Annotated in this window: 23 protein-coding genes and 1 riboswitch; of the genes, 11 read left to right on the forward strand and 12 right to left on the reverse strand. The window is 64.0% G+C overall.

Annotation, left to right across the window (positions count from 1 at the left end):
* Nucleotides 1–109 precede the first annotated feature (109 nt).
* Complete coding sequence (locus tag NKH54_RS08785; protein ID WP_023694041.1) at nucleotides 110–430, forward strand: DUF1330 domain-containing protein; 321 nt, start codon at nucleotides 110–112, stop codon at nucleotides 428–430.
* Between the two features lie 7 nt (nucleotides 431–437).
* On the opposite strand, the gene metW is transcribed toward NKH54_RS08785, so the two are convergent.
* Together metW and metX are read right to left on the reverse strand one after the other, a co-directional pair.
* On the reverse strand, nucleotides 438–1,052 hold the full coding sequence (gene metW, locus NKH54_RS08790; RefSeq protein ID WP_023685353.1) for a methionine biosynthesis protein MetW: 615 nt from the start codon (nucleotides 1,050–1,052) through the stop codon (nucleotides 438–440).
* Entirely contained in the window at nucleotides 1,049–2,218 is a 1,170-nt protein-coding gene (metX, locus tag NKH54_RS08795; protein ID WP_023685352.1) for a homoserine O-acetyltransferase MetX, read from the reverse strand. The genes metW and metX overlap by 4 nt, the downstream gene beginning before the upstream one ends.
* A gap of 60 nt (nucleotides 2,219–2,278) precedes the next feature.
* A riboswitch (SAM riboswitch) is annotated at nucleotides 2,279–2,356 on the reverse strand.
* 126 nt (nucleotides 2,357–2,482) lie between these two features.
* On the opposite strand from metX, the gene hisC reads away from it, so the two are divergent.
* Nucleotides 2,483–3,592: a histidinol-phosphate transaminase gene (hisC, locus tag NKH54_RS08800; protein ID WP_352623534.1), complete on the forward strand. Its 1,110-nt coding sequence runs from the start codon at nucleotides 2,483–2,485 to the stop codon at nucleotides 3,590–3,592.
* 4 nt (nucleotides 3,593–3,596) lie between these two features.
* Complete coding sequence (locus NKH54_RS08805; RefSeq protein WP_352623532.1) at nucleotides 3,597–4,532, forward strand: prephenate/arogenate dehydrogenase family protein; 936 nt, start codon at nucleotides 3,597–3,599, stop codon at nucleotides 4,530–4,532.
* 6 nt (nucleotides 4,533–4,538) lie between these two features.
* Here NKH54_RS08805 and NKH54_RS08810 read toward each other — a convergent pair whose 3' ends face one another.
* Nucleotides 4,539–5,462, reverse strand: a complete 924-nt coding sequence (locus NKH54_RS08810) for a sugar kinase (RefSeq protein ID WP_353028057.1) — start codon at nucleotides 5,460–5,462, stop codon at nucleotides 4,539–4,541.
* A gap of 124 nt (nucleotides 5,463–5,586) precedes the next feature.
* On the reverse strand, nucleotides 5,587–6,585 hold the full coding sequence (locus NKH54_RS08815; protein ID WP_023694036.1) for a DUF2125 domain-containing protein: 999 nt from the start codon (nucleotides 6,583–6,585) through the stop codon (nucleotides 5,587–5,589).
* A gap of 124 nt (nucleotides 6,586–6,709) precedes the next feature.
* Here NKH54_RS08815 and NKH54_RS08820 point away from each other — a divergent pair, with 124 nt between their 5' ends.
* The 3 genes from NKH54_RS08820 (at nucleotide 6,710) to NKH54_RS08830 (ending at nucleotide 9,065) form a co-directional block, all read left to right on the forward strand.
* Nucleotides 6,710–7,243 carry a gamma-glutamylcyclotransferase gene (locus tag NKH54_RS08820; protein WP_023754180.1) on the forward strand — a complete coding sequence of 178 codons (534 nt, stop codon included), beginning with the start codon at nucleotides 6,710–6,712 and terminating at the stop codon, nucleotides 7,241–7,243.
* 164 nt (nucleotides 7,244–7,407) lie between these two features.
* Complete coding sequence (locus tag NKH54_RS08825) at nucleotides 7,408–8,355, forward strand: aldo/keto reductase (protein WP_023673306.1); 948 nt, start codon at nucleotides 7,408–7,410, stop codon at nucleotides 8,353–8,355.
* 83 nt (nucleotides 8,356–8,438) lie between these two features.
* A complete protein-coding gene (locus NKH54_RS08830; RefSeq protein WP_352984592.1) occupies nucleotides 8,439–9,065 on the forward strand; it encodes a LysE family translocator in 627 nt (208 codons plus the stop codon).
* Nucleotides 9,066–9,134: 69 nt separating this feature from the next.
* Here the strand turns inward: NKH54_RS08830 and NKH54_RS08835 are convergent, their stop codons facing one another.
* Both NKH54_RS08835 and NKH54_RS08840 read right to left on the reverse strand, forming a co-directional pair.
* Complete coding sequence (locus tag NKH54_RS08835) at nucleotides 9,135–9,944, reverse strand: lysophospholipid acyltransferase family protein (protein ID WP_023742891.1); 810 nt, start codon at nucleotides 9,942–9,944, stop codon at nucleotides 9,135–9,137.
* A gap of 115 nt (nucleotides 9,945–10,059) precedes the next feature.
* Complete coding sequence (locus NKH54_RS08840) at nucleotides 10,060–10,965, reverse strand: LysR family transcriptional regulator (RefSeq protein WP_023685345.1); 906 nt, start codon at nucleotides 10,963–10,965, stop codon at nucleotides 10,060–10,062.
* A gap of 114 nt (nucleotides 10,966–11,079) precedes the next feature.
* Here NKH54_RS08840 and NKH54_RS08845 point away from each other — a divergent pair, with 114 nt between their 5' ends.
* Nucleotides 11,080–11,712, forward strand: a complete 633-nt coding sequence (locus NKH54_RS08845) for a pyridoxamine 5'-phosphate oxidase family protein (protein ID WP_023704321.1) — start codon at nucleotides 11,080–11,082, stop codon at nucleotides 11,710–11,712.
* Between the two features lie 98 nt (nucleotides 11,713–11,810).
* Here NKH54_RS08845 and NKH54_RS08850 read toward each other — a convergent pair whose 3' ends face one another.
* The 3 genes from NKH54_RS08850 to ftsE all read right to left on the reverse strand — a co-directional run bounded on the left by NKH54_RS08850 (nucleotide 11,811) and on the right by ftsE (nucleotide 14,305).
* Nucleotides 11,811–12,530, reverse strand: coding sequence for a YdcF family protein (locus NKH54_RS08850; protein WP_023673311.1), 720 nt, complete (start codon nucleotides 12,528–12,530; stop codon nucleotides 11,811–11,813).
* Nucleotides 12,531–12,663: 133 nt separating this feature from the next.
* Nucleotides 12,664–13,653 (reverse strand): cell division protein FtsX, encoded by a 990-nt coding sequence (locus NKH54_RS08855; protein ID WP_353028058.1) that lies wholly within the window; start codon nucleotides 13,651–13,653, stop codon nucleotides 12,664–12,666.
* Complete coding sequence (ftsE, locus tag NKH54_RS08860; RefSeq protein ID WP_023685344.1) at nucleotides 13,646–14,305, reverse strand: cell division ATP-binding protein FtsE; 660 nt, start codon at nucleotides 14,303–14,305, stop codon at nucleotides 13,646–13,648. The genes NKH54_RS08855 and ftsE overlap by 8 nt, the downstream gene beginning before the upstream one ends.
* Nucleotides 14,306–14,479: 174 nt before the next feature.
* On the opposite strand from ftsE, the gene NKH54_RS08865 reads away from it, so the two are divergent.
* The 3 genes from NKH54_RS08865 (at nucleotide 14,480) to NKH54_RS08875 (ending at nucleotide 16,117) form a co-directional block, all read left to right on the forward strand.
* On the forward strand, nucleotides 14,480–15,115 hold the full coding sequence (locus NKH54_RS08865) for a hypothetical protein (protein ID WP_352545446.1): 636 nt from the start codon (nucleotides 14,480–14,482) through the stop codon (nucleotides 15,113–15,115).
* A gap of 23 nt (nucleotides 15,116–15,138) precedes the next feature.
* Entirely contained in the window at nucleotides 15,139–15,681 is a 543-nt protein-coding gene (hpt, locus tag NKH54_RS08870; protein ID WP_023673315.1) for a hypoxanthine phosphoribosyltransferase, read from the forward strand.
* A gap of 64 nt (nucleotides 15,682–15,745) precedes the next feature.
* Nucleotides 15,746–16,117 carry a response regulator gene (locus NKH54_RS08875; RefSeq protein ID WP_023673316.1) on the forward strand — a complete coding sequence of 124 codons (372 nt, stop codon included), beginning with the start codon at nucleotides 15,746–15,748 and terminating at the stop codon, nucleotides 16,115–16,117.
* Between the two features lie 6 nt (nucleotides 16,118–16,123).
* Here the strand turns inward: NKH54_RS08875 and NKH54_RS08880 are convergent, their stop codons facing one another.
* Nucleotides 16,124–17,074: a DMT family transporter gene (locus NKH54_RS08880; RefSeq protein WP_353028059.1), complete on the reverse strand. Its 951-nt coding sequence runs from the start codon at nucleotides 17,072–17,074 to the stop codon at nucleotides 16,124–16,126.
* 226 nt (nucleotides 17,075–17,300) lie between these two features.
* Here NKH54_RS08880 and NKH54_RS08885 point away from each other — a divergent pair, with 226 nt between their 5' ends.
* On the forward strand, nucleotides 17,301–18,164 hold the full coding sequence (locus NKH54_RS08885) for a LysR family transcriptional regulator (RefSeq protein ID WP_023698713.1): 864 nt from the start codon (nucleotides 17,301–17,303) through the stop codon (nucleotides 18,162–18,164).
* Here NKH54_RS08885 and NKH54_RS08890 read toward each other — a convergent pair.
* Both NKH54_RS08890 and NKH54_RS08895 read right to left on the reverse strand, forming a co-directional pair.
* Complete coding sequence (locus NKH54_RS08890; RefSeq protein WP_023685340.1) at nucleotides 18,161–18,532, reverse strand: glyoxalase superfamily protein; 372 nt, start codon at nucleotides 18,530–18,532, stop codon at nucleotides 18,161–18,163. The genes NKH54_RS08885 and NKH54_RS08890 overlap by 4 nt on opposite strands.
* A 41-nt stretch (nucleotides 18,533–18,573) precedes the next feature.
* On the reverse strand, nucleotides 18,574–21,162 hold the full coding sequence (locus NKH54_RS08895; protein WP_023711721.1) for a TIGR02302 family protein: 2,589 nt from the start codon (nucleotides 21,160–21,162) through the stop codon (nucleotides 18,574–18,576).
* Nucleotides 21,163–21,281: the final 119 nt, after the last annotated feature.

Below are 21,281 nucleotides of genomic sequence, written 5' to 3' on the forward strand. Positions count from 1 at the left end.
CCGGTAAGCCGGCCGATTACCCCAGACGTAATCGACCGATGGCCATCATGTCTGCAGATTGCGCCAACGAAGCCGGTCGTCGGGCTTCGATCTCACAGGGAGTTCAGCCATGGCCGCCTACGCCGTCGCCCATATGCGTCAAGTCACAATGGGCCCGCAGATTGTCGAGTATCTGCAGAGGATCGACGCCACATTGGAGCCGTTCGGCGGCCGCTTCCTTGTCCACGGCGGCGACATGGACGTGGTCGAAAACGAATGGCCCGGGCACCTGATCGTCATCGAGTTTCCGGACAGGGCGCATGCGTGGGGCTGGTACGATTCATCAGCCTATCGGGAGATTCTGGCCTTGCGCACCGACAACTCCCACGCCGATGTGATCATCGCCGATGGCGTTCAGCACCCGCACAAGGCGACGGATGTGCTGGAATAGGGGCAAACTACCGCTTCAGCAAGAACACCGCTTGCTGGCCGAAGAAATTCCAGAACCACCATGGCATCGACAGGCCGATCTTCTGGCCGTTGCCGTCGAGCGCGGTGGCTTTCTCGACCGAAGCGCCGAGTTCCTCGACCAGATTGACGAAGTCGCGGATGGTGCAGAAATGGATGTTGGGCGTGTCGTACCAGGAATAGGGCAGGTCCGCGGTCACCGGCATCCGGCCCTTGACGAACAGCGACAGCCGCACCCGCCAGTGGCCGAAATTGGGGAAGGAGACGATGGCGCGGTTGCCGATTCGCAGCAGCTCGTCGAGCACCAGCTTCGGGTTGCGGGTCGCCTGCAGCGTCTGAGACAGGACGACGAAGTCAAAACCCTTGTCCGGATAGAATTCGAGGTCGGTATCGGCATCGCCCTGGATGACCGAGAGACCGCGCGCCACGCATTCATTGACGCCGCGCTGTGACAGCTCCAGCCCGCGGCCGTCGACCTGCTTGGTCTCCTGCAGGAGTTCGAGCAGCAGGCCGTCGCCGGAGCCGACATCGAGCACCCGCGACTGCGGCGGTATCAGGTTGGCCACGACTTCGAGGTCAACGCGCTGGCTGCCATTGACGCTCATGAGGCGAGCCCCCTTGCGCGGGCCGCCGAGCCGATGAAGCCCTTGATGGCGGCAAACAGTTCGGGTTCATCGAGCAGGAAGGCATCATGGCCGCGGTCGGTGTCGATCTCGACGAAGGAGACGGAGGCGCCGGCGGCGTTGAGCGCATGCACGATCGAGCGGCTCTCCTCGGTCGGGAACAGCCAGTCCGAGGTGAAGGACACCAGGCAGAAGCGGGTCTTGGTCCCGGCAAAGGCATCTGCCAACCGGCCGCCATGGTCGGCGGCGAGGTCGAAATAATCCATCGAACGGGTCATGTAGAGGTAGGAGTTGGCGTCGAAGCGGTCGACGAATGTCATGCCCTGGTGGCGCAGATAGCTTTCGATCTGGAAATCTGCGTCGAAACCGAAGGTCAGCGCTTCGCGGTCCTGCAGATTGCGGCCGAATTTCCGATGCAGGGCGGCTTCCGACAGATAGGTGATGTGGGCGGCCATGCGCGCCACGGCGAGCCCCTTTTCCGGGCGCTTGCCGTGCTCGAAATATTTGCCGCCATGCCAGTCCGGATCAGCCATGACAGCCTGGCGGCCGACCTCGTGGAAGGCGATGTTCTGCGAGGAATGGCGTGCGCCTGTGGCGATCGGCAGGGCCGAGAAGACGCGCTCGGAATAGCATGACGCCCATTCCAGCACCTGCATGCCGCCCATCGAGCCGCCGAGCACGCAAAACAGCTTTTCGATGCCGAAATGGTCGACCAGCATCAGTTGCGCCCGCACCATGTCGCGGATGGTGATGATTGGCAGGTCGAGGCCGTAGGGCTTGCCGGTGGCGGGATTGGTCGAGGCCGGACCGGTGGAGCCGAGGCAGCCGCCGATGACGTTGGAGCAAATGACGAAGAAGCGGTTGGTGTCGATGATCTTGCCGGGACCGATCAGCACTTCCCACCAGCCGGGCTTGCCGGTCACCGGATTGGTGCTGGCGACATGCTGGTCGCCGGTCAGCGCGTGGCAGACCAGGATGGCGTTGGTGCGGGCATCGTTGAGGGCGCCATATGTCTGGTAGGCGATCTGGAACGGCGACAAAAGCGTGCCGGCGTCGAGCTTCAGCGGCTTGTCAGGGCCAAAACGCAACACAGGGCTCGACGGGTTGTCGGCCTCGTTGTTGGTTTTTGTAGCGCGGAGCGCGGCCATGTGACTCTCCTTGCCCGCCGTCAGGCAATAAAAAACCGGCAATGCGATCGCAAAGCCGGTTACGTCACGCAAACGGCCCTTTAGCGAGTTGTTTAACGTGGCTGCAAGCCGACCGGCCAAATCACCACGGAACTGTTGCGTTCTTCTAGAACTCGTGCGGCCCGGCGTCAACGGCCAGCTATTGCCCGCCTCTCGACATTCGCGGCTACGGCTTGTATTTCCGCTGCGGCCTCCGGACGGAGGCATTCTCGATGGATTTGCGACATGGACAAGACAGCGGACAAGGCACGGCCGACGCCCCGCGCGGGCATTATGGACATCGACGCCTATGTGCCGGGCAAGAGCACGGCACCGGCCGGCGTTGCCAAGGTCCATAAATTGTCGTCGAACGAGAACCCGCTCGGCCCGTCGCCGAAGGCGATCGAGGCCGCGCGCGAAGTGGCTGGCAAGCTCGATGTCTATCCCGACGGCACCGCCCGCCGGCTGCGCGAGGCGATCGCCGAGGTGCATGGCCTCAACCCGGCAAACATCATCTGCTCCAACGGTTCCGACGAGATTTTGGGCCTGCTGGCGCAGACCTATCTGGCGCCAGGCGATGAGGCGATTTTTACCGAACATGCCTTCATGGTCTACAAGATCTACATTCAGTCGGCGGGGGCCAAGCCGGTTGCTGTGAAGGAAACCGAGGAGCGCGCCGACGTCGACGCGATCCTGGCCGCGGTGACGCCGCGGACCAAAATCATCTTCCTCGCCAATCCCAACAATCCGACCGGCACCTATCTGCCGTTCCAGGAGGTCCGCCGCCTGCATTCCACGCTCCCGGGCAACGTGCTTCTGGTGCTCGACGCGGCCTATGCCGAATATGTCAGGCGCAATGACTACGAGGCCGGCATCGAGCTGGCGGGCAGCGCACAGAATGTGGTCATGACCCGCACCTTCTCCAAGCTCGGCCTTGGCGGCGCGCGCATCGGCTGGATGTATGGCCCACTGCACATCGTCGATGCCATCAACCGTATCCGCGGCCCTTTCAACGTTAACGCAACAGCGATCGAGGCCGGCATTGCCGCCATCCGCGACCGCGCCCATGTCGAGCGCAGTTCGTTGCACAACGAGACCTGGCTTACCTGGCTGAATGAAGAGCTGACGAAGCTTGGGCTGCGCGTGACGCCCAGCGTCGGCAATTTCGTCCTCATCCACTTTCCCGACGACAAGAGGCATTCGGCTGAGGCGGCGGACGACTACCTCACCCAGCGCGGCTATATATTGCGGCGCGTTACCGGCTATGGCTTTCCCAATGCGCTTCGCATGAGCGTCGGCACCGAAGAAGCCAATCGCGGCGTCATCGATGCCCTCACGACATTCCTGAAAAGCTGAAACAATGACAGCACCGATGTTTGAAAAGATCGCGCTGGTCGGCATCGGCCTGATCGGCTCGTCGCTGGCCCGCATCATCCGCCGCGAGGGCCTGGCCCGCCATGTCGCCATCGCGACGCGCAGCCCGGCCACGCTGGCACGGGCGAAGGAGCTCGGTCTTGGCGAGAGCTACACCACCGACGCCAGGGAAGCGGTCCGCAATGCCGACCTGATCATCGTCTCGGTGCCGGTGGGATCGTCGGGCGAGGTGGCGCAAGAGATCGCGCCGGCGCTGAAAAAAGGCGCCATCCTCACCGATGTCGGTTCGACCAAGGCCTCCGTCATTGCGCAAATGCAGCCCTATGTGCCGGAAGGCGTGCATTTTATTCCGGGGCACCCGCTGGCAGGTACGGAGAAATCGGGCCCGGATGCGGGTTTCGCCGAGCTGTTCGAAAACCGCTGGTGCATCTTCACGCCGCTGCCGGGAACCGATCCGGCCGCGCTGGAAAAGCTGTCGGAATTCTGGCGGCGCTGCGGCTCCAACATTGACACGATGGACCCGCAGCATCATGACATGACGCTGGCCATCGTTTCGCATCTTCCGCACATCATTGCCTACAACATCGTTGGCACGGCCGACGATCTGGAATCGGTGACCAAGTCGGAAGTGATCAAATATTCGGCTTCCGGTTTCCGCGACTTCACCCGTCTGGCCGCCTCCGACCCGACCATGTGGCGCGACGTGTGCCTGCACAACAAGGATGCCATCCTGGAAATGCTGGCGCGCTTTTCGGAGGACCTCGCCTCGCTGCAGCGGGCGATCCGCTGGGGCGACGGCGACAAGCTGTTCGACCTGTTCACCCGCACCCGGGCCGTTCGCCGTTCGATCATCGAGGCCGGCCAGGACATCGACGTGCCGGATTTTGGCCGCCAGGCGGTGGAACATCCGGCCAAGAGCTAAGTTCCCTCAAGCGGGCCACGTCGCTTCGAGCATGGCCATTGTGTCGGCCCTGTTTGGCGCTCCCAGCCGGCCGCCGAAGCGTTGGCATTTGAGCGCGGCGGCAGCACTGGCAAAGCGCAAGGCCTGCTCGATAGGCATGGCTTCGGCAAGCCCGACGGCAAAGACACCGTGAAACACGTCGCCGGCGGCAAGCGTGTCGACCGCCTTGATCTTCGGCGCCGCGATGTGGCGCACGCATCCGGCGGACCGGTCATGCCACCAGCTTCCCGCGGCGCCGCCGGTCACCGCCACGAAGGCATCGGTGCGGCTGGCGAGGTCGGCACAGGCGGTTCCGGGGTCCAGCGCATGGCCGCAGACGATGCGTGCCGCCGTCTCCGAAGCGACGATGTGCGATGCCAGCGGCAGCAGGCGCTCCAGCACCTCAACCGGCGCCGTGTCGGCGTCGAGGATGGCGGGACGGCCGGCGCTGCGCGCGGCGGTCAAGGCAAGAGCGGCGGCGCCCGGCCAGCGCACATCGACCAGCACGGCATCGAAGCCGGAAAGATCGGCGACAGGCACCGCCTCGGGGTCGGCCTGCGCCTTTGGGTCGTAGAAGGGCACGATGATGCGCTCGCCATGAGCGTCGACCAGGATCGCGGCCAGCGCCGAGCGGGCGCCTTCGACGCGGCGGACAAAGCCGCAATCGACGCCCTCGGCCTCGATGCCGGCCAGCAATTGGTCGCCGACGGCATCGTCACCTGCACTTGCCCACAGGAACACCTCGGCGCCGAGACGGCGGGCGGCGCAGGCAGCACTTGTCGCCATGCCCGAGGCGATCTGGATGCCGTCCGAGGCGATGAACTTGCCCTGATGCGTGGGCAGGGTTTCGACGGCCAGGATGGTATCCAGCGTCAGCGCGCCAACGCTCAGCAGTTTCACCGGTCGGTTCATGCGTCGGCTTGCTCGAACATGATCTCTCCCCAAAAGCCATTCCCGCTCTTTGCGATCATGTTCTATCTCTTTGTTTTAACGCAATTCCGGACGGAAAACCGCTCACACTTTTCCTGGAATTGCTCTAATCGAGCGGCTTGATCTTGCCCAGCGGAATGAAGCCGAGCGAGACCTTGCCCTTCACCACCTTGAGCGGCATCGACGGTTCGTTGCCGAGCAGCGCCAGACCGGCAAAGCCTTGCTCGATCTGGCTCTTCTGCTCGGGGATTGCGGTGGCGAGGATTGCCGCCACGGCTTTGGGATCCTGCAGCTTGATCGTCAGGTCGGCATTGACCTGGCCGTTGGCGTCGACCGACACCGGGCCGGAGACGGTGATGCGCGCGGTTCCCGACGACAGATCGAGCTTGTGGATGCCGACCGCCTGGCCGCGCAGGCTCCTGGCCTGCGTCTTCATCAGCGCGACGCCGTTCTTCAGCGTCGCGTCGCCGCTGCCGTCGAGCGGCGGCAGCACGCGCCCGCCGATCGCGTCGGCGTCGATCTCAAGATCGGTGAAGCTGCCGACGTAGCCGATGTCCTGGCCGTCGGGTCGCAACTCGCCCGCCGCCGTTCCGGCGCTGAACAGTGAAACCGGGTCGGTGTCGTCGGCCGGATCGGTCTGGCCGGACAAGCTCTCGGCCTGCAGCGAAATGCTGCGTGGCAAGGGCCAGGAGAGCTTGGCATTGGCCTGCAGATTGTCCCAATCGATCCATAGCGGCGCCATCCCGGGCACCGAGGTCCGCAGTGGCCCACGCAACTCGGCGGCAGGCGACAAAGGCCGGATGAGTTCTGCAACGAAGTTGAAGCTGCCTGCCGAGGCGGCAACGTTCCTGGCGTCGTCCTCGTAAGCCAGATTGTCACAGGAGATGGCAAAACTCAGGGGGTAGCCGCTGACGGTGAGGTTGGCGCAGCCGGCCTCGATGCCTTTGTCCTTGAGCGAGGCCACCGCCTTGTCGGCTTCGCTGCTGACGCGACCGGCGACATAGAACCAGACCGCGCTGTAGACGCCGAACAGCATAACGACCAAGGCAGCGAGCCACATCAGCCGGCGGCGAAACTTCGACGGACGCTCGTCACTTGACGTCATGCTGCGGCTTTCATTAACGCGGGCGTGTTGCGGGTGGACTGTGGCTTACGCAACAAGCAAAAAGAACAGAAGAGCACCGATTCCGATGCGGCGGCGTCACTCTCGTGCAATCAGGCTTGGCGATATGGGCGATTTTTGGGTTTTTGGCTACGGCTCGCTGATCTGGCGGCCGGGATTTGCGCATGTGGAGACCCGCCGCGCGCGGCTTTACGGCTACCGCCGGTCGCTGTGCGTCTATTCCTTCGTGCATCGCGGCACGCGCCAGCGGCCGGGCCTGGTGCTAGGCCTCGACCGTGGCGGCTCCTGCATCGGGCTGGCCTTTCGCGTGCCCGGCGAGCTGCGCGATGAGGTGCTGACCTATCTGCGCGAGCGCGAATTGGTGACCAGCGTCTATCTCGAGCGTGTGCTCGATATCAGTCTCGACGTGAATGGTGCGGCCGCGGGAGAGAGAGTGAAAGCGGTCGCCTATATCGTCGACCGCCAGCATGAGCAGTATGCCGGCGGGCTCGATGCCGCGCATGCGGCAGGTGTTATCCGTGGCGCCGTCGGCCAGTCCGGAAACAACGAGGACTATGTGCTCAACACGCTGCAGCATCTCGCGGCGCTGGGTATCAGCGACCACTGGCTGGAAGAGGTGGCGAAGCGGATCGCCTCGTGAGCCGGTAGACCACGGCGAGCCTGCAGGCGAAGCGCTCGCGCCTTTGTGAAGCGCTGGCCCGCTGGAAAAATTGGCTGAGGCCTTTGACCTCGGCGCGGCGAGACCTAGCTTAGCTGCGGCCCGAAGCATTCGGGTCACCCGCCGCCAGCCCACGGAGCCCCGTCTTGCAAAAACGCCGTCTCGGTCAAACCGACCTTTCCATCGCGCCGCTGGTCCTGGGCGGCAATGTCTTCGGCTGGACCGCGGACGAGAAGACCTCCTTCGACCTGCTCGACCGGTTTGGCGACGCCGGCCTCAACGCTATCGATACGGCCGATGCCTATTCGCGCTGGGTGCCCGGCCACGCGGGCGGCGAGTCCGAGACCATCATCGGCAAATGGATGAAAAGCCGCGGCAACCGTGACAAGATCATCGTCATCACCAAAGTCGGCTCGGATATGGGACAAGGCAAGAAGGATTTGTCCGCTGCCCATATCGAAAGGGCGGTCGAGGCGTCGCTCAAGCGGCTGCAGACCGATGTCATCGACCTCTATTTGTCGCACTGGCCGGACCCGACCACGCCTTATGAAGAGACGCTCGGCGCCTACCAGAAGCTGCTCGCTGCCGGCAAGGTCCGCCATATCGGCGCCTCGAATCTCGACGCCGGCCAGCTGCGCGCCGCGCTCGATGTTGCCAGCCTGCGCGGGCTGCCGCGCTACAGCGTGCTGCAGCCGGAATACAATCTCTACGACCGCTCATCCTTCGACGGGCCGCTGCATGATCTGTGCGTGGCCGAGGATATCGGCGTCATCACCTATTTCAGTCTCGCCAAGGGGTTTTTGAGCGGCAAATACCGTAGCGAGGCCGATCTCGGCAAAAGTGAACGCGGCGGCGGCGTGAAGGCTTATCTCAATGCGCGCGGCATGCGCATTCTGGCCGCACTCGACACTGTGGCGGCGCGCCATTCGGCCAAGCAGGCGGAAGTAGCACTCGCCTGGGTGATGGCGCAGCCCGGCATCACCGCGCCGATCGCCAGCGCCACGACGCTGGACCAGGTCGACAGCCTGGTGCGCGCCGCATCGCTGAAGCTCAGCGCGGAGGATCTCGTGGCGCTGGACAAGGCCAGCGCCTAGCCGCGCAGGTTCGGCACGATCGTTCAAGACGACGGCTGTCCGCCTTGCCACACTGTTCTCCATTATTGTGGAGAAGAGGCAGCATGGCCGCAGACATTCTTTCGCAGGCGCAGCCCTGGCAGCAATTGCTGGCGCTGGTGCTGGCGGCAACCGTCGTCATGGGCAGTCCTGGCCCGGCGACGATCAGCGTCACGGCGATAGGGGCCGCCTTCGGCCTGCGCAATTCGCTTCACTACACATCGGGGATCATTTTAGGCACGGTCGCGGTGCTGCTGGTAGTGGCCACCGGCATCAAGGCTATCCTCACCTCGATGCCGGGCGTAGCGCCAGTGCTGGCGGTCGCTTCCGCCGCCTATATTCTCTACCTCGCCTACAGAATAGCGACAGCGCCGCCGCTGGCCGCGCGTGACAGCAGCGCGGTTCTGCCGACCTTCCTCGGCGGCTTACTGCTCGCCGTTGCCAACCCGAAAGCCTATGTGGCGATTGCTGCGGTCCTTGCTGGCTCCGCGACCGCAGCCGGCGCCGATGCTCTCGGCATCCCGGCCAGGCTGGCGGTTCTCACCCTGATGATCGTAGCCATCCATGTGCTGTGGCTGCTGGCCGGCGCGGCCTTCGCCCGCACCCTGCGCCAGCCGCTGGCGTCGCGGATCATCAATCTGGCCTTCGCGGCGACGCTGGTGCTGACCACGGCGCTGGCGGCGTGGCCTTGAGCCGGCCCGCAGAAGAGATCAAGCTTTGGTCTTTTTTGTTTTGGCGCAATTCAGGACGGAAAAAACCGCTCACACTTTTCCTGGAATTGCTTTGGCGGCCGCGGCGAGTTCGGCCAGCCGCTTGACCGCCGTCGGCGGCATTTGCGGCGGGTTAGGAGCCTGCGATGCCTCGATCAGCAGCTGGTCGCAGGCGACTTCCGTATCGCCGATCAGCCGGTCCATGAATTCGTCCTTGCCGAGCCCGGGCGGAATCGGCGGCAGGAAGCGGGCCTTGATGGTGCCGGGAAAGCGCAAGAATTTGCGGCGAGGCCAATAGAGGCCGGCGACATGGGCGACCGGTACCACCGGGACGCCAAGCTGCGTATAGAGCTCGACAATGCCGTATTTGTAAGCCGGCTCGTCGCCTGGCGCTCGGCGCGTGCCTTCGGGGTAGATAATCAGCTGGCGCGGATTGCGCCCCATCTCCTGCTTTGTCGATGCAACGACCTGCTTCAACGCCTTGGAGCGGCTGCCGCGGTGAACCGGGATCATCCGCATCTTCAGGATGTACCAGCCGAAGAAGGGGATCCAGGTCAGCTCGCGCTTCAGGATATAAAGCGGATCGTGGAGGAAGGGAAAGAAAGCGATCGCGTCCCAAAACGACTGGTGTTTCGGCGCCAGGATGAAAGAGCCCTCCGGCAGGTTCTCGACGCCGGTGATGTCGCTCCTGGTGCCGGCGATCTTGTCGTAGAGCCACAGGCTGGTGCGCGACCAGAATTTCGGCACGAACCAGGCGCGATGGCGTGGCGAGAGGAAGTAGTAAGGGGTCCAGAGGACCATCTGGACGATCAGATTGACGTAGAAGACGAAGTTGAACGCCAGCGAGCGGATATAGAGCATGCGGGGAAGGGCCCGTTGAGGAGGTGTGCGTTGGTTACACCAAGCGCGGGCAAAAAGGAAACGCCGCAATGGCCTGACATAGGCCGGCTCGCCACTGACTCAAGCCAGTCTCAACTCACCACGTCGCCTGCAATAGCCGCTGCTTCAGCCGCGGAGCGGCGAAATCGAGGAACGCCCTGAGTTTCACCGCCAGCAGGCCTTGGCCGGCATGGACGAGGCTCACCGGCCACGGCTGCGGCTCGAAGGGTCGCAAGACCGGGACGAGCACGCCGGAACGTACTGCGTCCGCGATCTGGTAGGAGAGCACCCGCGTCATCCCGGCGCCTGCAATCGCGGCATCGATTGCAGCTTCCGCCGTGTTGACGCGCAGCCGTGAGTGGATCGGCACGATCAGTTCGCCCTTGTCGCCGGCAAAGCTCCAGCTGGCGAGCGCTGCAGGCCCTTCGAAACTGATGCATTCATGCGCGGCCAGATCGTCCGGCGTCCGCGGCATGCCATGCGCGGCGATATAGGCGGGGCTGGCGCACACGACGCGACGGATCGCGCCGACGCGGATGGCAATGAGGCTCGAAGGCGCAAGCTCGCCGATGCGGATGGCAAGGTCGAGATGTTCCTCCGCCAGTTGGGTTATCCGGTCAGCCAGCGTCAGGCGAATGTTGACTTGAGGATAAGCCGCCAGGAATTCGGTGACGACAGGCAGCACGTGCAGGCGACCAAAGACGACCGGCGCGGTGATGAACAGGTCGCCGGTCGGCGTGCTGTATTCGCCGGCAGCGGTGCGTTCGGCTTCGCCGACCTCGCCGAGGATGCGGCGGCAGGCGGCGAGATAGGCCTGGCCGGCATCGGTCAGCGTGAGCTGCCGGGTCGAACGGTTCAGCAGGCGCGCCTGAAGGTGCTTTTCGAGGTCGGAAACCTTGCGGCTGACCGTTGCCAGTGGAATGCCGAAATGGCGGCCGGCAGCGGAAAGGCTGCCCGCTTCCACCGCGGCGACGAACAGCGACATGGCTTCGAGACGATCCATAGTTTCTTCCGGAAATTGGAAGGATAGCTTGCAACTATGCCATCTACATCCAAAGCATGGAAGGACCTACCTCTTCGCTTACAATGGCCGTGTTTCGGCCCCGCGGAGGCTTCCATGAATGCTCATACTTTCACCAGCGATGTCGCCTTCACGCCGACCGTCAAGGCGATCCAGACCCGCAAAGGTTCGCGCAAGGGCTATGCCAGCGCCGAGGAGCGCGGCGGATGGCGCGCCCATATGACGCCCGACCTCGCCGACTTCATCGCGGCGCAGACCAGCGTCTTCCTGTCGACGGCAAATGGCGAGGGTCAGCCCTATATCCAGCATCGCGGCGGGCCAGCCGGCTTCCTCAAGGTGCTGGACGAGAAGACCATCGGCTTTGCCGATTTCTCCGGGAACAGGCAGTTCATCACGCAGGGGAATCTCGCCGACAACAACCAGGCATTCCTGTTCCTGATCGACTATGCGCATCGCCAGCGCGTCAAGATCTGGGGCACGGCGCGCGTCGTCGAGGACGATGCCGAGCTTCTGGCAAGGCTGATGCCGCAGGACTACAAGGCGCGCCCCGAGCAGGTCATCCTGTTCACCGTCTCGGCCTGGGATGCCAATTGCCCGCAACACATTCCGCAGCGATTCGAGGCCGCCGATGTCGCGGCCGCACTCGCCGAACGCGACAAGCGGATTGAAAGCCTCGAACAGGAGATTGCGCGGCTGCGTGGCCCGGAAGACGGCACGGTCAAGGGGTAATCGAGCGCCGTCAGAGTCGTCTGTTTGGACGCAATTCCCAAGGGAAAGCGTACGTGCTTTTCCCGGGGAAACCGCTACACACTTTTCCTGGAATTGCTTTAGTCCTTGGCGGTCGAAACCTCGGCCAGTGCGACGCTGTCGGCAGTCTGGCGGACCGGGACGACGCCGCGCGCAAGCGCCAGCAGGTATTTGCTGTATTCGGTCAGAAGCACGCGTAGCGCTTCCGGCTTGGTCAGCCAGTCGCCATTGTCCAGATTGGTGTTGACCACCGGATAGGGTTCAAGCCTGGCGCCATGCAGCAGGCGGCCCATCTCGAGCAGGCTGCGCGGCATGTGGTAATTGTTGGTGACGAGGATGACGCTGCCATAGGCGTGGCTCTCCACCCATTTAGCGCTTTCCTCGGCATTGCCGATCGTGTCGAGCGCGGCGCGGTCGATGTCGACACAGCAGGAAAACAGCGCCTTGTCGCCGCCGGTAGCAGCCTGCAATTGGCGGCGGCTGGCAGAGGGATGCACGCCTGAGATCAGCAGCCGCTCGCCCTTGCCGGAGGCAAGCAGATCGAGTGCTGCGTCGAGGCGGGCCTGACCGCCGGTCAAGACGATGATCGCATCGGCCTTGGCCGGGTTGGTCGGGGTCGTCATGTGGCTGACCTTGCTGGCGAACCAGCCGAAGCCACCGGCAAACAGGGCCACCAGCAGCAGTAGACAGAGGGAGGCGAGACGCAGGGCGGTGCGCAAACGGCCCAGCCCGGTACGCACACGCAAACGCACCACTGGCATCTGTCCAGCCGTTCCGGTCGACTCCCGCGCGTTCATCATCCTATGGTTAATCCTGAAATGCCTTTTTGGTAAGGAAAAAAGCGCACATTGCGTTACGTCGGTTTTCGATCCGTGATCGTCCCTTCCATTCCTGTCCTTGCCCCCGAACTGTTTTCGCTTCTGCCCTCACGGTTCACCCCGCATCCGGCTGGCGGACATCGATGTCGCTGAGATAGGCGACGACGGTGGCGTGCGAGGTCGCCGCTGTCAGTCCGCCGATCACCAGCACCATCAGGCCGACGCCGAGATAGCCTGCCGATCCGATGGCGAAATTGCCGAACAAAGCGGTGGCCTGGTCGGCCTGCGGCGTTGCCATGTTGCGCGACGACCACCAGGAAAAGACGATGAAAACCAGGATCGCGGCTGCGCCGCCGGCGGCCGCACCCTTCATCCCGGTGACCAGGAAATGCCAGCGGAATTCGCGCGCGATGAAGCGCGCCTCGGCGCCGACGAAATGCAGCACTTCGATGATATGGCCGTTACCCGCCATAGCGCCGCGCGTCGCAAACACTACGGTCAGCACCGTCGCCGACAGCATCAGGACCAGCACGGCGATGCCGATGGTGACCGTGGTGCGGGCCATGGCGACCAGCCGGTCGACCCATGTACGGTGATCGTCGAGCGAAGCACTCGGCAGCTTGGGCGTGAGCGCCGCACGGATGGCGCTAAAGTCGGGCGGACTGGTCTCGTCGATGGTGACGATGATCAGGCGCGGCACCGGCAATTCGTCGATATTCAGGCCCGAGCCCAGCCATGGCTCCAACAGACGCGCGGTGGCGTCGCGATCGATGATCCGGGTTTCCTTCACGCCGGGGAATTCGCCGACGATCTTCGAGGCCTGGGCAAGGGCTGCCTCCATGTCGAGGCCGTCGACCGGCTTGATCTGAATCGTCGCCTCGCGCGAGATCTGGTTTTCCCAGACCGAGGCAGTGTCGCGCACCAGCGTGACGGCGCCGAAAGTCAGGCACGACAGGAAGGTCATGATGGCGATGACCAGCACCAAGGCGCGGCCGGCGATATTCTGCGCCGGCACGATCGGCGCCATGCGGCGCTGGACGCGCTGCGTCGTCGTCGCGAGATCGGCGGCGTCTCCATGCAACTGTTCGGCCGATAGTTCAGTCATAAATATCCAGCCTTCCGCCGGCCAGGATCATGCGGCGCGCGTCGACCTGCTCCATCAGGCCGAGATCGTGAGTGGCGATCACCACAGCGGTGCCGAGCCGGTTGAGCTCGATGAACAGCCTGAGCAACCGGCGCGCCAGCGGCGGGTCGACATTGCCGGTCGGCTCGTCGGCAAGCAGGATTTCGGGCTGTTCGATCAAGGCCCGGGCGATTGCCGCGCGCTGCTTTTCGCCGCCCGAAAGGACGGGCGGCAGCACATGCATGCGCTCGCCCAGGCCAACCCATTTCAAAAGTTCGGTGACGTCGGTGCGGTAGCTCGCTTCCTCGCGGCCGCGCACGCGCAGCGGCAGAGCGACATTCTCATAAGTGGTCATGTGGTCGAGCAAACGGAAATCCTGGAACACCACGCCGATGCGGCGCCTGAGATGCGGCAGTTCAGCGCGCGAGATGCGCGAGCGGTCCTTGCCGAAGATGGTGATCAGCCCGCGCGTCGGCTTCAGCGACATGAACAAAAGGCGCAGCAGCGTCGTCTTGCCGGCGCCGGAGGGCCCGCTCAGGAACTGGAAGGAGCTCTCCGGAATGTGCAGGGAGATGTCGCGGAGGATTTCCGGACCCATGCCATAGCGGAGGCCGACATTTTCGAAGCGGATCACGTGCGACGACCTGAGGGCGGCGGCGTGCCAGCCCTTTCTGTCCAACGACCATCGGCCGCCATGGTTAACCGTCGGTTAATTTTCGCTGTTTTTGAGTGCGTCACAAGGGTTCCGGTGGGGAAGCGTTAACCATTTCCATTTACGCAAAAGAAACGAAGAGGCAACAGCGGGGCCATGATGGCTGAGCAACGAACCGCGCGCCCGGTTTCCGGCGAAATCATGACCGGGACAAGTGTCGCACCGGAATCGCGTCCTGTGGCGACCGACATCGTCGATGCGGATTATGAGGTGCTGCCGCAGCTGATCCCACTGATAGAAGCCATGCCGACGCCGGCGCGCGACATCGCGACGCCGTCGATCGAAGGCATGGAGATGCTGCGCAAATCAGATGCGTCAGCCGGGCGGCCGGCATCGCGTGGCGGGCCGATCTTCTGGATTGCCGGCATCGGTGCGGCGCTTGCCGCCTTCTGGGTCTCGGGTGGCCATGCGCTGGTGCGCCAGACGCCGTTCTGGTCAGTCGAACAGCCGGAGGGCGCCGTACTCAGCATTGCCGGCGTCACGTCGCGTGTCGACGCCTCAGGACCCGCCCCGGTGCTGTTCGTGGATGGCGAGGCCGTCAATGACGGTTTGAAGGCGGGACAATTGCCGCCGCTGGAGATACGTGTCACCGGCAATGACAGCCGCATCACCCGTTATACTCTGGGGACATCCAACCGTTCTCTGGCGCCCGGCGAAAGATTCGGCTTTTCCAGCCGCCTCGATGTGCCTAGAAACGGCGTCAAGGCCGTGGCGGTCACCTTCGCCGGCTAGTCGGTTCTCTGGAAAGGTTGTTGATGCCAGTTGTGCGCGGCAAGGACATCGAGGTCCTGTTTTCGGCGTCCGCGATCGCGCGGCGCAATCTCGAACTCGCCAAGGAGATCGCCGAGCACGACTATCACGACCTGCTGGTGATTTCGGTGCTGAAGGGCTCGTTCATCTTCGCCGCCGATTTGATCCGCGCCATGCACGATGTCGGGCTGTCGCCCGAGGTCGAGTTCATCTTCATTTCCAGCTATGGCGCCGGCACCACCAGCGGCGAGGTGAGGGTGCTGCGCGACATCGACAATGAGGTCGCCGGCCGCGACGTGCTGCTGATCGACGATATCCTGGAGTCGGGCAAGACGCTCTCCTTCACCCGCAACCTGATGCTGTCGCGCGGCGCCAAAAGCTGCGCCATCGCGGTGCTGTTGGACAAGCGCATGCGCCGCCAGACCGAGCTGAACGCCGACTATGTCGGCTTCGACTGTCCCGATTACTTCGTCGTCGGCTACGGCATGGACGTCGCTCACGCTTTTCGCGAACTGCCGTTTGTCGGTGTCGTCAAAGGCGATGCCTGAGAAAAGGCCCCCGACGCTTCAAATTTTCAGAAAAAGTCAACTTTTGCCCGCCAAATTCCGGCCCATGGCAAAGCTTCTGATCGTCGAGGACGATGAGTCCGTCCGCACCCTCGCCGCCCGCGCGCTCGAACGCGCCGGGCACTCGATCGATATCGCCGCCGACGGCGCGCAGGGGCTGGCGATGGTCAGTGCTGCAGGCGGCGGTTACGACCTCGTCGTCTCCGATATCCGCATGCCGGAAATGGACGGCATCGAGATGGCGATCGCCGCAGCCAGGCTTTTCCCTGACATGAAGATCCTGCTGATGACCGGCTATGCCGACCAGCGCGAGCGCGCCGAGGAATTGAACGGCATCATTATCGACGTCGTGCAAAAGCCTTTCACGCTGGCCGAAATCCGCTCGCGGGTCGACCAGGCGCTCGCCTGCTTCGCCTGACACGCTTCAGGCGGCATCCTGAGACGCGGCGAGGACAGGCGCAGCGCTCCGGCGCCGTTCGGTGTTGAGCGCCAGCAGACCGGCGCCGATGATCAGCGCCGCACCGATGGCGGTGGTCGAGCGCGGCACCTCGTCGAAGAACAGGAAGCCCCACAGCGGCGACCAGATAATCCCGGTGTATTCGAAGGTGGCGACGCGGTTGGCGGGCGCCAGCCTGTAGGCCTGCGACAGCAGAATCATGCCGGCCGAAGCGACGAAGCCGCAGGCCGCCATCTTGAGGAAATCCGGGGTCGTCGGCCAGACCCACGGCCGCACCAGGAATTCGAGGCTGGGGTGGACAGCATGGGTTATGCTGGCAAGCCAGAATGTGCCGGCAACCGCAGCGGCGCCGACCAGATAGGCGCCGTTCTGGTAGAAGGCCATGACGGTGGAGGATTCGGTGTCGCCGATCTTGCGCGCCATCAGCTGTGAAAAGCCGTAGAGCAAAGCCGAGCCCAACGAAAGCAGCGCCGCCCAGTCGAACAGGCCGGCGCCCGGGCGCAGCATCACGACCACGCCCAGCATGCCGATCAGCACGGTGGCGAGAGCCTGCCAGGATACCCGCTCGCCGAGATAGGGCCCGGCTATCGCCATGATGAACAGGGGCGCCATGAAATAGAGCGCCACCGCGTCGGCGAGCGGCAAGGCAGCGATCGCCAGATAGTAAACCGTATAGGAGGAGAACTGGATGAAGGCGCGTATCGTCAGCAGGCCGAACCGCTTCGAGGCGATGGCCCGCAGGCCGACGTCGGCGCGAACGAGAAAGATCAGGATCGGCAAAGCGACGATCGAGCGGATCCACATCACCTCGGTCACGGGATAGCCGGCCGACACCGCCTTGACCAGCGGGTCCTGGAGCGAGAACACCAGCACGCCAAGGCACAGGCTGATGATGCCGAGAACGATCCGGTTGCGCATGTTGTTCTGCCGGCCCTTGCCTTAACTGCCCGCAGCCGCCCGGCCATGGGGTAAAAAGAACCCGCTACCGTTTCGGGCAGCGGGTATGAGTGAGGACTCTTTGATTGGTCCGCAGCCGATTTCGCGGCGGCATATCCAATGGGCGAGCGGACTATGCTGCGGCGTTTGACATGTTGCAAACGAATTGGAATGATACCAGCGATCAAATTTGCTTATGACGGATTCGATGCGGCCACCCCTCGACAGCGATCTCCTGCGCACCTTCGTCGCCATTGCCGAAGCGGGCAATTTCACCCGGGCGGCGGAGCAGGCCGGGCGCACCCAGTCGGCGGTGTCGATGCAGATGAAGAAGCTCGAGGAGCTGGTCGGCGACAGCCTGTTCGAACGCGGCTCGCGCGGCGTGGCGCTGACGCGCCGTGGCGGCGAGCTGATCGTCAATGCCCGCCGCATCGTCTCTCTGCTCGACGAGACGGCGGCATCGATGGCGGCGGCACCGCTTGGCGGGCCTGTGCGCATCGGCATTCCCGAGGAATATGGTCACGCCATCCTGTCGCGCGCGCTCGGCGCCTTCTCGAAGCGTCACACCAAGGTCGAGGTCACCGTGCGCTATGCACATTCGGGCGCCCAGCTGGCAGCGTTGGCGGCCGGTGAACTCGACCTCGCCGTGGTGTTCGAATGGCAGGATCCTTCCGGCGGCGAGGTGCTGATGCACGATCCGACCGTGTGGGTGACATCGAGCCTGCATCACATGCATGAGGAGCGGCCGGTGCCGATCGCGCTCTACAACCGGGCCGGCTGGTGCAAGGACTTTGCCATCAAATCGCTTGAGCAGCGTGGGCTGGCCTACCGTGTCGCCTATACCAGCGACACCACCGGCGGCCTGAAGCTCGCCGTCACCTCTGGCCTGGCGATCGCGCCGATCTCGCACAGCAATATTCCGGATGGCTGTCGTGAACTCACCGCCGCTGACGGGTTCGGCCATATCGATTCCTCGAATGTGGTGATGCACCGCAGCCCAAATGCCTCAGGCGAAGCTATCGACGGCATGCAGGAGGCGATCCGCGAGGCGTTCGTCAACCGGCCGGCTTAGTCTGTTGCATCCTCGTAGAAATGCAGGCGATTGCCGAAGGGGTCGCCGACCGACACTTCACGGGTCTGCCACGACGTGGTTTCGAGGCCCGGCCGGGCGTAGCGGTATCTCTTGCCGATCAGTTCGCGGTGCAATGCCGCGATGTCCTCGACCTTGATGCGCATGGCTATACCCGGCGCGCCGTCGCCATGATGTTCGCTCAGATGCAGGACACAGCCGTCGCGGATTACACCCATGTAGAGCGGCGCATTGTCGTCGAAGCGGTGCTCGAACTCGACCTTGAAGCCGAGAAAGTCGACATAGAATTCGCGTGCCTTGGCGATGTCGAAGATGCGCAGGATGGGCGTGACGGCACCGAGTTTCGGCATGGCGCTGATACCATTCAGTTCGACGGATGTTGCCTTGGAGGCTACTTCAGCTCCAGCAGCCGCTCGAGGTAGCTGCGCTCGATGTCGGGGCTGAGCGCGTTGCCGAGCCGCTTGCGAATCGCCTCGAGAATCTGGCGGGCGCGCTGCACGTCGATCTCGTCGGGCACCTTCACCGAATCGCCGAAATCGGGTCCGCGGCTGGCGCGCGGTCGGCCCAGCGGATCGCGGCCGGCGTCCTGTTGGCGGCCGCCTTCCTGGCTGCCGCCCTGGTCCCCCTGCATCGCCTGCAGCTGCTTCATCATCTCCTTGGCGCCCTTGCGCAGCGCTTCCAGCGCGCGACCCTGGTGGCCGACTGCTTGGTCGCCTTCGCCTTCGCCAAGCGACTTTTCGGCATTGCCCATGGATTTGCCAGCGTCGCCAAACCCCTCATTGGGTTGCATGCCCATGCCTTCCAGGCCCTTCTTCAGCTTGTCGAGTTCGCTCTGCAACTGGCCCTGGCCTTCCTGCAGCTGCTTCATCGCATCGGCGAATTCCTGCGGTGTCATCGACTTTGGCCGGGCGAGAGGATCGCGATCCTTGCCGACGCCCGGCTGGTCCGGGTCGTCGCCATTGCCTTCGCCGGGCTGCTGATTATCTCCGCGCTGCATCTGGTCCATGCGGTAGGTGTCGTTCATCATCTCCTGCTGGCGGCGCATGATCTCGCCCAGCTTGTCCATCTGCTGGCGCATCTCGCTGTCCTGCTCGCCGCCCTGCTGCTGACGGCCGGCCTGCAGGTTGTTCATCATGTTTTCCAGCTGCGACAGCAGCTCCTGCGCCTTGTCGCGGTCGCCCGACTTCGCCAGGTTCTCGATCTGGTCCATCATGCGGTCGATATCACTCTGACGCAGCTCGCGACCATTCTGTTGCATCTGCGGCGCGTTCGGGTTCTGCTTGGCGCGCTCGGCGAATTCCTGCAGGAATTCGTTCATCGCCTCGCGCAGTTCCTTCATCGCCTTTTCGATCTCTTCGTCGCTGGCGCCGCGCTTGATGGCGTCCTGCAGCGCCTGCTGGGCTTGGCGGAGCCGCTTTTCGGCGGACGAGAGATTGCCTTCCTCGATGCCGAGCGCGATTTCCCAGAGATAGGCAACCTCGTTGCGCAACTGATCGTCGCTGTCCGACATCTTCAGCCGGCTGCGGGCGCTCATGATGGCGAGGTAATGCGACATGTTGTCGAACGTGTCCTCGGGCCGCAGCGTGATGGCGTCCATCAGGTCGAGCACGCGCGGCTTGGCATTGGCGTCGAGCGCCAGTAGGCGGCGCTGCTCGACCACGGCCCGCGCCAGCGGGTTGGCGAAGGGCCGCTCCGGCATCACAATAGTCTTGGTTTCGCTGGTCGCGGTGTGTCCGGCATCGTCGGTGGCGACAAGCGACAGCTTGATGCTGGCGCCGGCCCAGACGTGCTCGGTGAGGTCCTTGGTGGTCTTGGCGGCGTTCGCCTTGCCGCCGCGGCGCGGCAGCGCCAGCGGCAGGTCAGGCGGGCCGTAGAGCGGATGCGCATCGGGCGCCGCCGGATCGGCCAGCGCGAAAACCGCCTTGGCGGTGGCCGCGCCATAGTCGTCGTCGATCTGGTAGTTGAGCTCGAAGGCGCCGTTGACGGCGCGCTTGGGCTCGCCGACGAAGCGGATCGTCGGCGGCTTGTCGGGGATCACCGCGAAGGCCCAGCGACCGAGATCGGCTTCGCCCGACTTCAGCGTCAGTGTCCCGTCGGCGGTCAGCTTGCCGGTGAACTGGCGCAGCTTGGGGGTCGCGGGGTTGACCGCCGCTGCCTTGACGGCCGCCACCTGTGGTCCCGACGGGTCGATGGCGCGAGCATTGCCGCCCTTGTCGGCAAAGCTTAGCGTTTCCTCGCCGGAGCCGCCGGTCACGCGCAGCGAGACGTCGCTGCCTTGCGGCACGGTGAAGGTGGCAACCGCCTGCTTGGCGTTGCCATCGATGACTGGCGCGGTCAAGAAGATGGGCGGCTTGCCGGTATAGGCCGGCGGGGTCACCCAGGCATCGATGCGCGGCGGTACGATGTCGCGCGCCGCATGGGCACTGAAACCATCGGACAGCCTGCCGCCGGACGGTCCGAAGGAAAAGGCAAAAGCGGTGACCAACAGCAGCGCCGCCACGGCACGCAATGCCCACGGATCGCGCTCCGGCACGCGGGTACGCGGCAGGTCGGCGCCAAGGCTGCCGAGCTTGTCGGCCATGCGCTTTTGGTGTTCGCGCCACAACGCCTGGGAAAAGATGCTTTCCTTGCCGCTGGGACGGTCGGTCTGCACCAGCACCGGGCTGTGCTGCAGCTGGTTGGCGGCCTCGATACGGCGGTCGATTTCAGCGGCGGATGGAAGCTTGAAGAAACGCAGCGGATAGAGCGCCGCCAGCGTGGCAATACCGAACGCAGTGACCAGGATAATGCGCGCAATGTCAGGCAGCCGGGGGAAAAGGCCGAGCCAGGAGAGGCTGAGAAACAGGCTGGCGATGATGAGCAGCGGCAGAAGCAGCGGCCAGCCGCGCTCGACCGTCATCGAGACCCGTGTCGCCAGCCGGCTCAGGGCAAGCCGCCCGGCCAGGCTGCGATCGCCACTGGAAATGGGGCGTTCCGTCATCGGCCCTTCCTGCCCGGGCGGGATAGCCCGGACTCAACAAGCAGAAGTTTACCAGCAAACACGGCAAAGGCGAGGCGGTTCCGGAAAACTTGAAAAGCTTTGACGGGTTTGCGTCCCAC

Source organism: Mesorhizobium sp. M1004, from assembly GCF_040318795.1.
Lineage (GTDB): Bacteria > Pseudomonadota > Alphaproteobacteria > Rhizobiales > Rhizobiaceae > Mesorhizobium.